Source organism: Bacillus sp. DX4.1 (assembly GCF_030348195.1).
In the GTDB taxonomy this organism is placed as follows: Bacteria; Bacillota; Bacilli; order Bacillales; family Bacillaceae_G; genus Bacillus_A.
Map to the genome: position 1 here is coordinate 4,423,875 of NZ_JAUCFT010000008.1, position 12,982 is coordinate 4,436,856.

17 protein-coding genes are annotated in these 12,982 nt (G+C 36.6%); 9 read left to right on the top strand and 8 right to left on the bottom strand.

Features of this window, described 5'->3' with window-relative positions; genetic code table 11:
* Positions 1–248 precede the first annotated feature (248 nt).
* A complete protein-coding gene (locus tag QUF99_RS25580) occupies positions 249–1,238 on the top strand; it encodes an NAD(P)/FAD-dependent oxidoreductase (RefSeq protein ID WP_289373842.1) in 990 nt (329 codons plus the stop codon).
* Positions 1,239–1,351: 113 nt separating this feature from the next.
* Here the strand turns inward: QUF99_RS25580 and QUF99_RS25585 are convergent, their stop codons facing one another.
* Positions 1,352–2,092, bottom strand: coding sequence for an SDR family NAD(P)-dependent oxidoreductase (locus QUF99_RS25585; RefSeq protein ID WP_289373843.1), 741 nt, complete (start codon positions 2,090–2,092; stop codon positions 1,352–1,354).
* 119 nt (positions 2,093–2,211) lie between these two features.
* Between QUF99_RS25585 and QUF99_RS25590 the strand changes: the two genes are divergently transcribed.
* Positions 2,212–3,054 carry a LysR family transcriptional regulator gene (locus QUF99_RS25590; RefSeq protein ID WP_289373846.1) on the top strand — a complete coding sequence of 281 codons (843 nt, stop codon included), beginning with the start codon at positions 2,212–2,214 and terminating at the stop codon, positions 3,052–3,054.
* A 145-nt stretch (positions 3,055–3,199) separates the two neighbouring features.
* Here QUF99_RS25590 and QUF99_RS25595 read toward each other — a convergent pair whose 3' ends face one another.
* Positions 3,200–3,430 (bottom strand): hypothetical protein, encoded by a 231-nt coding sequence (locus QUF99_RS25595; RefSeq protein WP_289373847.1) that lies wholly within the window; start codon positions 3,428–3,430, stop codon positions 3,200–3,202.
* 190 nt (positions 3,431–3,620) lie between these two features.
* On the opposite strand from QUF99_RS25595, the gene QUF99_RS25600 reads away from it, so the two are divergent.
* The 3 genes from QUF99_RS25600 (at position 3,621) to QUF99_RS25610 (ending at position 6,027) form a co-directional block, all read left to right on the top strand.
* A complete protein-coding gene (locus QUF99_RS25600) occupies positions 3,621–4,100 on the top strand; it encodes a GyrI-like domain-containing protein (RefSeq protein WP_289373850.1) in 480 nt (159 codons plus the stop codon).
* A 182-nt stretch (positions 4,101–4,282) separates the two neighbouring features.
* Entirely contained in the window at positions 4,283–5,533 is a 1,251-nt protein-coding gene (locus tag QUF99_RS25605; protein ID WP_289373852.1) for an MFS transporter, read from the top strand.
* Positions 5,534–5,574: 41 nt separating this feature from the next.
* Complete coding sequence (locus tag QUF99_RS25610) at positions 5,575–6,027, top strand: 2-thiouracil desulfurase family protein (protein ID WP_289373853.1); 453 nt, start codon at positions 5,575–5,577, stop codon at positions 6,025–6,027.
* 31 nt (positions 6,028–6,058) lie between these two features.
* On the opposite strand, the gene QUF99_RS25615 is transcribed toward QUF99_RS25610, so the two are convergent.
* The 4 genes from QUF99_RS25615 to QUF99_RS25630 all read right to left on the bottom strand — a co-directional run bounded on the left by QUF99_RS25615 (position 6,059) and on the right by QUF99_RS25630 (position 8,376).
* Entirely contained in the window at positions 6,059–6,412 is a 354-nt protein-coding gene (locus QUF99_RS25615) for a YxeA family protein (RefSeq protein WP_289373854.1), read from the bottom strand.
* A 143-nt stretch (positions 6,413–6,555) separates the two neighbouring features.
* On the bottom strand, positions 6,556–6,909 hold the full coding sequence (locus tag QUF99_RS25620) for a HesB/IscA family protein (RefSeq protein WP_000611448.1): 354 nt from the start codon (positions 6,907–6,909) through the stop codon (positions 6,556–6,558).
* A 41-nt stretch (positions 6,910–6,950) separates the two neighbouring features.
* Positions 6,951–7,817 (bottom strand): diaminopimelate epimerase, encoded by an 867-nt coding sequence (dapF, locus tag QUF99_RS25625; RefSeq protein ID WP_289373855.1) that lies wholly within the window; start codon positions 7,815–7,817, stop codon positions 6,951–6,953.
* Positions 7,818–8,136: 319 nt separating this feature from the next.
* Positions 8,137–8,376 (bottom strand): YuzB family protein, encoded by a 240-nt coding sequence (locus QUF99_RS25630; protein WP_289373856.1) that lies wholly within the window; start codon positions 8,374–8,376, stop codon positions 8,137–8,139.
* 286 nt (positions 8,377–8,662) lie between these two features.
* Between QUF99_RS25630 and QUF99_RS25635 the strand changes: the two genes are divergently transcribed.
* The 4 genes from QUF99_RS25635 (at position 8,663) to QUF99_RS25650 (ending at position 11,778) form a co-directional block, all read left to right on the top strand.
* Entirely contained in the window at positions 8,663–9,733 is a 1,071-nt protein-coding gene (locus tag QUF99_RS25635) for an NAD(P)/FAD-dependent oxidoreductase (protein WP_286122501.1), read from the top strand.
* Between the two features lie 280 nt (positions 9,734–10,013).
* Positions 10,014–10,673 (top strand): ABC transporter ATP-binding protein, encoded by a 660-nt coding sequence (locus QUF99_RS25640; protein ID WP_289373857.1) that lies wholly within the window; start codon positions 10,014–10,016, stop codon positions 10,671–10,673.
* Positions 10,657–11,445, top strand: a complete 789-nt coding sequence (locus QUF99_RS25645; protein ID WP_289373859.1) for an ABC transporter permease — start codon at positions 10,657–10,659, stop codon at positions 11,443–11,445. The genes QUF99_RS25640 and QUF99_RS25645 overlap by 17 nt, the downstream gene beginning before the upstream one ends.
* A 69-nt stretch (positions 11,446–11,514) precedes the next feature.
* Positions 11,515–11,778: a zinc ribbon domain-containing protein gene (locus QUF99_RS25650; RefSeq protein WP_289373860.1), complete on the top strand. Its 264-nt coding sequence runs from the start codon at positions 11,515–11,517 to the stop codon at positions 11,776–11,778.
* 35 nt (positions 11,779–11,813) lie between these two features.
* Here QUF99_RS25650 and QUF99_RS25655 read toward each other — a convergent pair whose 3' ends face one another.
* On the bottom strand, positions 11,814–12,614 hold the full coding sequence (locus tag QUF99_RS25655) for an aminoglycoside adenylyltransferase domain-containing protein (protein ID WP_289373861.1): 801 nt from the start codon (positions 12,612–12,614) through the stop codon (positions 11,814–11,816).
* On the bottom strand, positions 12,602–12,910 hold the full coding sequence (locus QUF99_RS25660; protein ID WP_289373862.1) for a hypothetical protein: 309 nt from the start codon (positions 12,908–12,910) through the stop codon (positions 12,602–12,604). The genes QUF99_RS25655 and QUF99_RS25660 overlap by 13 nt, the downstream gene beginning before the upstream one ends.
* Between the last annotated feature and the right edge of the window lie 72 nt (positions 12,911–12,982).

Consider the following 12,982-nt stretch of genomic DNA (forward strand, 5'->3'; position numbering starts at 1 on the left):
TTAAAATAACATAGCGTTTTCAAGGATTTTTAAGCCTTTTTTTCATGTATTTTCCTATTGTTATATTTTATACATTTCTAGTCTCTCTATGCAAAAGCTTACACACAATTCAGTCGTTTTCTGAAGTATTCTCAATTGAAATATGATATCATTTATTTTAAAGTGCAATCTCATTTGCAGGATTTCCGTATACATATAAAAAGTATATGGAATCAATATCAAAATTCCATCTATAGGGGGCATAAATAGTGGCAGAAAATCAAAAAGTGTATGACATCACGATTATCGGTGGCGGTCCAACGGGACTATTCACAGCATTTTATGGCGGAATGAGACAAGCAAGTGTAAAAATTATCGAAAGCTTACCACAGCTGGGAGGACAATTGTCCGCGCTATACCCTGAAAAATATATTTATGACGTTGCAGGATTCCCGAAAGTACGTGCGCAAGAGCTTGTTGATAATTTGAAAGAACAAATGAAAAAGTTTGAACCAACAGTTTGCTTAGAAGAAGCAGTTGATACACTTGAAAAGCAAGCTGATGGCGTATTTAAACTTGTAACAAATAAAGATACACACTATTCTAAGTCTGTCATTATTACAGCTGGTAACGGTGCATTCCAGCCACGCCGTTTAGAATTAGATGACGTAGAAAAATTCGAAAAGAAAAACTTACACTACTTCGTTGAAGATATGAATAAATTTGCTGGCAAACGCGTTGTTGTATTTGGCGGTGGTGACTCTGCAGTGGACTGGACAATGATGTTAGAGCCAATCGCTGAACAAGTAACAATCGTTCATCGACGTGATAAATTCCGTGCACATGAGCATAGTGTAGAAAACTTAATGAACTCTCGTGCAGACGTAAAAACACCTTACGTTCCAGTTGAATTAATTGGCGAAGACAAAATTGAACAAGTTGTTCTGCAACATGTGAAAACAGAAGAAAAAGTTGTTATTGACGTTGATGATGTCATCGTTAACTACGGTTTCGTCTCTTCTCTCGGTCCAATTAAAAACTGGGGCTTAGACATTCAAAAGAACAGCATCGTTGTAAACTCTAAAATGGAAACGAACATCCCTGGTATTTATGCAGCTGGTGACATTTGTACATATGAAGGAAAGGTAAAGCTGATTGCATGTGGCTTCGGTGAAGCACCAACAGCAGTAAACAATGCAAAAGCTTACTTCGATCCAAATGCAAAGCTTCAACCAATGCATAGTTCTAGCATGTTTTAATTTATAAATATGATAGAAAAGACGCAATTTCCACAACAGAAATTGCGTCTTTTTCATTCTATAGATAAAAATCGTTATTACGTGCATTATGCCATATATAATACGCTATAATCTTAAAGCGTCTGTCCATTATCAATTGTAAATACCTGTCCGGTAATAGATTCCTGAGTCAATTGAAACAGGATAGCTTCTGCAATATCGTCCGGTGTTGAAATTCTGTTAAGTGGTAAGCTTCCCGCAAGTTGATACATCTTATCTTCATTACCTGACCACCATTTCGTATGAACTGCACCAGGAGAAATACTATTTACTCTGATATCCGGTGCTAATGCAATTGCCAACGATTTTGTCATTGTATGAATGGCGGACTTTGTTGCTGCATACGGTATAGATGAACCTAATCCAGTTATCCCGGCAACGCTCCCCATATTCACGATCGCACCGGATTTTTGTTTCTTCATATAAGGAACAACAGCTTTTACACAATGAAACATCCCTTTTACGTTTACATTGAAAAGGGAATCCCACACTTGATCTGTTACAGAATCTAAGTCATCCATAGGTATTTGGGCTGTTATACTAGCATTGTTCACTAAACAATCTACTGTCCCAAAGAATTGGATAGTTTGAAATACCATCGCCTTCACTTCTTCTTCTTTTGCTACATTTGCCTTAATAGCGCGTGCTGTACCTCCTCGCTGTTTAATTTCATTAACAGTTTCTAACGCTTCTTTTTCTGAACGGCTATAATTAATAATAACTTTTGCTCCTGCATCTGCTAATTTCAAAGCCACAGCCTTTCCGATACCAGTACCACCACCTGTTATAATTACTACTTTATCTTTTACATCCATTTTAAACTCTCCTCACCTTATCTGATTTGATTCCATTGTATCTTCGTTCATTTGAGGAGTATAATACTGAATAATGAGGCCGATATCATTTTAAATGATATCAGTGGAGGGATTTATTTTTGGACAGTCATGACTTGTGGATTTTTAAACATGTTGCAGAACTACAATCGATATCTAGAGCTGCCGAAAAATTAGGATATGTACAACCTAATATAAGCCAGCGAATAAAAAATTTAGAAGATGAACTAGGCGTCAAATTATTGAAGCGTAATAACAGAGGAGTAACGTTAACTGAGCAAGGAAAAGTCTTATTAGATTATACAAATCAAATTATGCTTTTAATGGATAAAGCTAAATCAGAAATAAACCCTAAGAAGTGGAGAGAATCTTTAACAATTGGAGCATCTCAAACAATTTCTGCTGTTAAAGTTCCTAAGCTACTCTCTTCTTTTTTGAAGTCACATAAAAATATTGATGTGAAAATAAAAACAAGTGAAAATCTCAGGTTGCAAGAAATGCTTTCTTATGGAGAAGTTGATGGGATTTTTCTAAACGGTTCCTATAATGATTTACAGTTCGAAGTTGTTTATAGTTATTTTGAAAATATCGTGCTCGTTTCGCCAAAAACAGCTCAACTTGAAACGCAGCATAATCGGACTTTAATTGTGAATAGTAATCCAAGTTGTATATATCAAAATAAGCTACTAGATTTGTTTCATACAAGTAACCTTGATCAGCCAAATATAATGGAATTTGATTCCCTTGAATCTATTCTGCAGGCTGTTAATGATGGACTTGGTATTAGCGTAATCCCGGCAGATATTATATATAGCCGAACAAAGACAAAAACAATTCATTATCAGGAATTATCCGAAAGAATCGAGATAAATTTTGTTATTAAGCGTAAAAAACAGAACACACACAGTTTGAAGAAGTTCATTCGTTTTTTGCAAGAGTTATAATTTTTACAATGTATCTTCTTTCAACGTCAAACTGTAGATAAGCCCTCTTCAAATTCCAACCGTTCCCCCAGATTGTTGGGTTAAAAAAGATTCTTTTATTAGACTATTTTACAGAATATAGTTCACATTTGCGAAAGAGTCCGTTTTAATACAGTAGCTCCTCACCAAGATTATCTAAATCTCTAGAAATAGCAAGGAGGATTAAATAATTCTCCTTTTTCTTTACATTCCCTGATTTCACAATTTCTTTTACTTCAACATGGTCATTTTCATATTTCCTGGAGAAGTGTGCAATTTCTTTTAATGTCTTTGCAAATGATTGATTCTTCTTTGTAACAGTAAGTTTCACCTCAAATTGATGCTGTTCTATATTCACCTGTTCGGTATATGTTCCTTTTAACCTACAACAAAAATAAGAAGTATTTGCATCCTCCTTTGCACTCTATTTCTTGTCACCCTAACATTTATTCTAAATTAATAAACAATCTCTTCCTTTTATCTGTATAATTATGGTACACTAAAAACAGAACATTTGTTCTTTTTTAGTGAAAGGGAGGAATATAAAAATGATTCAACCAAAGATTGTAAAAAAAGAAGCTTTCCAAGCCATCGGCATTTCCGTTACAACAAAAAATGACATTGAAATGTCCAATGAAGGAAAGATCCCTCAACTATGGATCCACTACTGCCAAGACCAAATAACAGATCAAATTCCTAACAAAAGTAAACAAAACGAAACACTAGCATTATATTCAAATTATGAATCCGATGAAACAGGGGCTTACGCTTATACAATCGGTATGTCCGTTTCATCACTAAACACAATTCCTGAAAATATGACATCCCTTACAATACCTGCTGGTACATATGCGGTATTTACAACGCGCAAAGGTCCAGTATCCGAAGTCATTATAGAAGCATGGCAAGACATTTGGAACTGGTCGAAAGAAAACAAACGTGCTTTCACAACAGATTTTGAGCTGTATGATGAACGAGCTATCGATCCAAACGATGCGCAAGTTGATATTTATATTGCATTGGCTTAATTCATATAATAAGAAGGTGCTTTCCGCATCTTCTTATTTTTTTGCCCTTAAAAATCTACTGGGCAAATGTGCTATTATTGTCTACAATTAAAAAGTACAGTATAGAAATATTAGAAACTGTATACAACGAGTGTTAAGAGGATTTTAATCCATTCAAAATTGGTACATAGAAAGGAAGCAATATGGAGGAATTACAACAAAACAAACCTGCTCCAGCAGAAAGCGGAACACCTTTGTTAAAAAATACAAACTTCCTATTTCTCTGGGCAGCTACTCTATTTTCAAGCTTTGCTTTAGCCTTTTTCACATTTTCCCAAACATGGTACATAGCAAAAACATTAAATCTAGAAGCTTCACTCGGCATTGTCTTTGTCGCACTTAGCGTCCCACGCCTTATCTTTATGATTATTGGCGGTGCTATGGCAGACAAATTCCCGAAAAAGAATATTATGTTTTACTCCAATATTGTACGTGCCCTTCTAGTAACCGTCATCCTTATTTGGTTTATTGTCGGTCACGTTACGTTATACACATTTGCTCTATTTGCTTTATTTTTCGGATTAGCCGATGCTTTTTTCTGGTCAGCAGACGGATCCATTTTACCAGAGCTCGTTGATAAGCATCGCCTGACACAGGCAAATTCACTCACGCAAATGACAAATCAAGCATCGGTTATTCTAGGCCCTGTACTTGGTGGAATTCTTATCAAATTTAGTAACTATGAGACGATCTTTACAATTGCAATTCTTCTATTACTAATCGCCGCCATACTTGTCCAAAAAATCCATGCGAGTGTACAACAAGAAGAAACGAACGAAAACAAAGGGATGTTTACCTCTATTAAAGAAGGTATTGTTTATGTAAAAGAATCTCCATTCTTATCAACGTTTCTTATTTGCAGTGCATTTTTAAATCTATTTTTAATTGGTCCGATGCAAGTTGGTTTTCCACTGTTTGTGAAAAACGTATTGCACGGCGACTCTCTACAATTTAGCTACTTAGAAGCAGCTGTTGGGGGCGGAATGGCGATTGGAGCCGTAATTGTGGGGCTCCGAAATATTAATCGAAGACGCGGTTTATTTTGCATCATCATGATGCTATTATCAGGTGTCTTCTTCCTAACCATCAACTTCAGCACAACACTTTTGCAAGCAATTCTTGCAGGTTGCTTTTATGGCATTACAATTGCTATGGCAATCGTTCCATTAATGGCAATGATTCAATCTACTGTAAAAGAAGAAATGATGGGACGTGTCATGAGCTTACTCATGCTATCATCGATGGGCTTTATCCCACTATCTTACGCTATGACATCACTTACACTAGCAGCAGGCGTTCCCATTGTTACGATTATGAGAAGCGGAGCCATTGCCGTAATTCTATTCGTATTATTTATTGCAATTCGTATTCCGGTTGTACGGAAGTTTGATTAAAAGCACTCTATATGAGTGCTTTTCTACTAGGAGGAGAATATATGATTGTAGTTAGTGCCTGTTTAGCCGGCATCGCATGTCGATACGACGGAAATGATAATCTCATTGCCAAAATTGAAAAACTCTTGCAGGAAGAAGAAACAGTTCTTATCTGTCCAGAAGTGTTGGGAGGATTACCTACACCGCGTCCATCAGCAGAAATTGTTGGTGGTAATGGCGACGATGTCTTAGATGGAAAAGCAAAGGTAATGGATAAAAACGGAAATGATGTAACAGAAGCTTTCGTACAAGGGGCTTATGAAGCATTAAAACAAATTAAACATTTAAATCCAGAATATATTATTTTAAAAGAACGCAGTCCATCATGTGGTAGTTCTACAATTTATACAGGAGAATTTAATGGACAGAAGCAAGTCGGATACGGCGTTACAACTTCCTTATTTAAGCGCCATGGTTTTACCGTTATTTCAGAAGAAGATTTTGCAAAACAATAAGCTTGCTCTACTTATAGAGCAAGCTTATTGTTTATTTCACACCTAATTTTTCTTTCACTTTTGCTGGGATATCCTCTTTCTTTACTTCTTCCCAAGATGTTACACCTTTTTTATCAGAGTAGTATACGCATAAAAATGCTTCTTTGCGAAGATTTTTATTAGCATTAAATTCCATTGTTTTTTCTTTACCATCTTCATCAAACCCTGATGTCTTATATTCATAATTTGTATATGGTTCACCATTATCCGCTTTCCCTTTTTTCTCTTTCCCATCAACTGTAATCTGAACATAATATGAATCTTTCCCCATACGGTTCAAGTTACAACCTGCTAACATCGTTGCAAATACGACTAAAATACTAAAAAGTGCAATATATCGTTTCATGTCATTCACCTCATGTGTTTTTTATCATGCTATTATCATAATGTCGTTTGTTCTTAGGAGAAATTCAAAAACATGACATGAACATTACACTTTTGTAAGAAAACAAAAATAGCCTCCTCACTTTATTGTGAGAAGGCTATTTTTTAGCACTCTTCTGGCTTACCAGCATTTGATGCTGTACGGAAAGATGATCCGCAACCGCATGATGCGATAGCGTTCGGGTTATCAATCGTAAACCCGCCGCCAAGCATTGACTGCTTATAATCAATATTTACTCCTTTTACAATCGGAGCACTTTCTTTATCAATAACAAATTCAACACCGAAAAACTCAAGAACTGTGTCGTCTTCATTTGGTTCTCTTTCAAATCCTAAACCGTAAGAAAGACCGCTACATCCACCGCCATGCACAGCAAGACGAACGTATTTCTCTCCATCTTCGGCATCTTTTAACATATCTTTAATTTGATATGCCGCTTGCTCTGTTACATTAATCATAGAATTCACCTTCCTTTCTTCTCGCGTTCTATTATACATCTTTACTCTTCTATCTTGTACTGATATACTCCGTGGCAAATGACTTCCGCTGGACCTTTCATCATAACTGATCCTTCTTCCGTCCACGTGATCATTAGATCTCCACCTGCTAAATGAACCGTAATTTCTTCTTCTCGTTTCATTTTTCCATTTAAAACTGCCGCTACAACTGCAGCACATGCTCCAGTTCCGCACGCTTGTGTAATACCTGATCCACGTTCCCATACACGAAAATTCATTTCATAATTGTTTACAATCTCAATAAACTCTACATTTACGCTTTCTGGGAACATTTCATGTGTCTCTAGTACTGGACCCAACGTTGTAAGCGGTGCTTCTTCAATGTCATCAACAAAAATAACCGCATGTGGATTCCCCATTGAAACAGCTGTAAATATATAGCGATGATTACTATATAGAAAGTCTTCACGAATAAATGGTGTCTCTCCTTTTCCAAGCATCGGTAGATCCGCACGCGTTAAACGTGGTGCTCCCATATCAATTGTAACTAAAGTAACAACATCATCTTCCACTGTCACCTCTGCTGTTACAATACCAGCTAATGTTTCAATTGTAAAAACAGTCTCTTCTACTAACTTATGTTCATAAGCATATTTGGCAACACAGCGCAGTCCATTCCCGCAACTTTTTCCTTCTGAACCATCTTTATTAAACATACGCATTTTCACAGGTGCTACTTCTGATGGACAAATTAAAATCATGCCATCTGACCCCATCCCTGTATTGATATTCGAAACTTTTTCAGCAACGCAAGATAGTTCTTCCTCTGCAATTTGTTCCTCAAACATATTTACATATATATAATTATTCCCAAGTCCATGCATTTTTGTAAAAGAAAATTGTTTCATCTCGGCTCACTCCAAAAAAAATTTGTTGTTTTAAGTATAAAATGCATGCTTTTGGAACACAATAAGAATGTCCCGATTCCCATATTTGACGGCTCCTAACTATTCGCCGTCTTTGCACAATTTGTGTAAGAAAAAAGCCCTTCTATAAAAAAGGGCCTTTTTTATTTTACTCCGCACTAATGGACAGTAACCCCCACTCACCTCAAAGATTCAAATTCTGTGTTAGCATTTCCTCCAAGGGGAATTCTACTCTGAGGAAACAATCATTAGAAACACAAGTTTCGACGGAATAAAAAAGACGTTGCTCATTTGCAACGCCTTAAAACATGGGATTTTCATCTAAGTAGTTATATACGTTTTTTACAAGTTCTTCTACTGTTGCACCTTGTACTACTTCTCCGTTTACAAGTGCAAATGGCCCTTCAAAACAAATGCCACAATACCCTAGACAACCATACTCCATGACATCTAAATTCGGATCTTTTTCTAATTTTTCTAGTGCTGCTTGCGAACCACTCGCAAGGTTCCCCACACAAAATTCGATTAATGGCTTAATCAAACCTCTCCCCCCTGTCTCTATAAAAAAATGTTCTATAATAGTAAGCCTAAGGCTATTTCTTGTTGATATAGTAACTATAGCGTGTAGAATATTCGTGGCTTCGCTTCTTCCTTACATTCTGAACGAGCCGCTTCTACTTTTCTTCTTATTGTACAACAGAGTATGCATTCATGCATTGTTATTTGTTCACAAATTCGATATAATTTGAATGAGTAAAGTCAAAATATTTTTTTAATATATAATTGTGTGATTAGGGGATATTTCAACAGAAAAGGGGTAATCCATCATGAAGCACCTCGTACTACTCGGTGGTGGCTACGGTGGAATGAGAATTCTGCAGCGGCTTCTTCCAAACAATCAACTTCCAGATGATGTTCAAGTAACATTAATCGACAAAGTACCGTATCACTGTTTTAAAACAGAATATTATGCATTAGTTGCGGGTACGATCTCGGAAACGCATATTCGTATTCCATTTCCAGAACATCCGCGTCTCAACATTCAATACGGCACAATAACGAATGTTGACCTCGAAAACAAAGCCGTTCATCTTGATGGCGGTGAAGTTGTCCAGTATGATGACTTAATTATCGGGCTTGGCTGTGAAGATAAATATCATAATGTTCCTGGGGCAAAAGAATATACGCATAGTCTTCAATCCATTGAGCAAGTTCGTAAAACATACCAACAATTAAATGGCTTAGAACCAAATGCAACAGTTGCTGTTGTCGGTGCTGGTTTAAGCGGTGTCGAAGTTGCAAGTGAACTTCGCGAAAGTCGTTCAGATTTAAAGATCTACTTATTCGATCGAAAGGATCGCATTTTATTCCCATTCCCTGAGAAGTTAAGTAGATACGTAGAAGAATGGTTCGTTAAACATAATGTTACTATTATTCGAAACTCTAACATTACGAAAGTAGAACCAAATGTTGTATACAATCATGGTGAACCACTTGAATGTGATGCAATTGTATGGACAGCTGGTATTCAAGCAAATGAAGTCGTTCGAAACCTTCCGGTTGAGCACGATAGTAGTGGACGGGTTATATTAACGAAATATCACAATATTCCGAAAAATGAACATGTATATGTTCTAGGCGATTGTGCAGCCTTACCACATGCACCTTCCGCTCAACTTGCCGAGGGACAAGGTGAGCAAATTGTCCAAATATTATTAAAACGATGGAATAATGAACCACTTCCAGATGAACTACCCGTTATTAAATTAAAAGGGGTTCTCGGTTCTCTCGGTAAAAAACATGGTTTCGGATTATTAGCAAATCAACCCTTAATGGGACGTGTACCTCGTCTATTAAAATCAGGGATTCTTTGGATGTACAAATACCATAACGGTTAAAAAGAAAAACAAGAGCAATTGCTCTTGTTTTTTTCTATATAAATACAAATTAAAAAACCGACATAAAACCCTTCTTTTTAGGTGGGAAAGAGCATCCGGCCTTGCATAGAAGCGGTCAGATCCTTTTCCTGCCCAGACATAGTGAAAACAAAGAGAGAAAACGAGTGCAAGTCACTTTTTGTTATCCATAGCCGCGGCTATATGTCGAAAAATCAAAATGAATTTATATATTTCCCTCCTTTTTTGATAGGATATTAATAGAATTAGAAAGGGGAAGATTATGTTTATACTAAAGGGCGTCACATATAAAGACATTCTACAAATTCCTTACTTAGAGATTCACAAAGAAAAGATCACCTGTATCATCGGCGAGAGTGGAAGCGGTAAAAGCACGTTGCTCCGTATGTTAAATGATCTGCAGTCACCCACAAGCGGTTCTATTCATTATAAGCGAGCACCTATTTCTTCTTATCCGCCCATTCAATTACGCCGTGAAGTCGTTATGCTTGGACAAACACCACCTATATTTGAAAAGACGGTAAAAGATAATTTGTTAATCGGACTTCGTTTTTCAGAAAAGCCTTTTCCTTCTGATGAACAATTACAACAAGCTCTAGCGGCTGTAAGTTTGGAAAAGGACTTAGAGGATAATGCGTCTTCTTTATCCGGTGGCGAAAAACAACGGCTCTCTTTAGCACGTGTTTTACTTATGGATCCTCCAGTTTATTTATTAGATGAACCGACTTCTGCATTAGATGCTGATACAGAAAAACGCGTAATGAAACAATTTGCTGCAATTGCCCAACAAAAAAAGAAAACGATTGTCATGATTACCCACTCACAACAACTCCCAGAAGAAATTGCAGACGATATTATCGAAATAAGTAAAACAAAAGGTGCTATCAGAAGGGAAGTGCGCGCACTTGAAGGGCGTTATTGAGCTACAAATTTGGCAGCTTGCTGCTGCATATATTTTTATTATTATTTTAATTGGCCTTGTAAAATTAAAGGGTATACCTCGTGAAAAACAAATTACGATCGCTACATTACGCATGACAATTCAACTTGTACTTGTTGCCTACATACTCACGTACATATTTGAAAATAGTAATCCATTCTATACAATTGCCATTATTACTTCTATTACAACTTTTGCTATATTCAACATCTATAAGCGTGTGAATATACCTATGTCAAAAGAATTAAAACAAGTTGCCGCCCTTTCGATGATTGCCGGATCACTCGGGCCGCTTTTATTATTTATTTTTGTTATTATCGGACATGATCCTTGGTATGCCCCTCAATATATTGTCCCTATTGCAGGAATGCTAATTGGTAATGCAATGACAGGTATATCCCTTGGAGCAAATTCATTTTTAAACAATGTGAAATCAAGGCACGCGCAAATTGAAGGTGCACTTATGCTTGGCGCAACTCCAAAACAAGCAGCTGCTCCACTTGTTCGAGATGCTTTCGATTCAGCAATTCTTCCAACGATTAACTCCATGGTTGGAATGGGAATTATCACCCTACCAGGTATGATGACAGGACAAATTTTATCAGGTATTTCACCACTTACCGCCATTCAATATCAAATTGCAATTACACTTGGTATTTCTGGAAGTACTGCCTTCTCCGTTATTATCTTTTTACAACTTGGATATAAAACATTCTTTAATAGACGGTGCCAATTGAAACAAATGGAATCCTAAAGGTAAGTTGTATCTCTAAAGGAATCATACTATAATCATTTGGACTACATATATTTAGAGGCGGTTATCATGAAAAAACATAAAAATTGTCAAAGTTGCGGTATGCCATTTTCAAAAGACGAAAAAGGTGGCGGCACAGAAAACAACGGTGAAAAAAGCACAACATATTGTAGCCATTGCTATGAAATTGGCGAATTCACTCTACCTCATATCACAGTAGATGAAATGAAACAGCTTGTTGAAAATAAGATTGTTTCATTTGGTTTCCCTAGATTTTTATCTAAATTGTTCACACGAAACATTCATAAATTAGAGCGTTGGAAAAATATTTAATACAAAAAGAGTTCACATCCTATTGTGAACTCTTTTTATCTTTCCCACTTCTTCTTACATTCCTCTATCCCACTGAGCAAGTACACCTTCGTCATGTTCGCTCGCTTCCATCTCGAAATATTTCGTTTCGCTCTTTGATTATGGCGTATACGATGCACTTCTTGTAACAGCGGTTCCCATTCCTCTGAAGATGATTGCATTATATACTGTAATCCTTTATCTTTTGAAACAATTGTTTCATGTTCTAACGTATATAAAATGCGTCCCATCGTTACAACAGCGGATTCTACCCACTCTTCAATTAAAAATAAGTATGGACGCGATGCTTTTTGACTCCAGTACTGTTCCACATTATATTTCATTGTTTCTACAACATCATTCCATATAACTGTAAACGGGAGTTCATTTGCTTCTTTTCCCATGATCGTAATACCACGATTTTTTACCATCCACCATGTAACAGCATTCACATCCCAGTGACCTACGTTAATCTTTCCATCAGCACAATAGACATACTGCGGCATTTCCTCATTGTACTTTCCTAAATCAGCAAGTGGAATATACATGCCGTCCATTCGTTTTCCTAACGTACTTTTACTCAGTTTTTTATGCAGCTCACTTATTCGTATTTTCTCGGCTTCGCTTACTGGCTCTGCTATCACTGTTACAAAGTCAACATCACTCGTTTCTAAATGAAATGCACCTAGCGCAATTGAACCGTATACATACACGCCAATTAACTTTTCATTAGCCAAAATGCCTTGAAGCCCATTCACGTATTGATCTAATAGACTCTTCACTTCTTCTGGTATTGAATATTCCTTTACGATACCCATACATACCCCCCTAAAGCAGTTATGACATTGGAAATTGCCGCAAACGCATACGTTTTTGCAGCTTGAAAACGAGACACTTTACGTGTTGGTTTTGCCGAAAAAAATGTACCGCGTGCCCCTAAAATAAATCCATCTACTAAAAGAGCTACCGCATTGGCTATTAAAAACAAACTAAAGCATCCAGCTAACCAATATACAATACTCAAGTCCTCTTTCCAATAAGAAACAACAAGAACAATAAGGAAACCTAAAATTCCTAGAGCAAGACCTTTTTTCACATCTATCATCCTTTCCATAACAAGATGACACTTCCACCTACTAATATTTCTCTATCGGTATTTAATAAAAAAACCTTTGCAATTCCATGT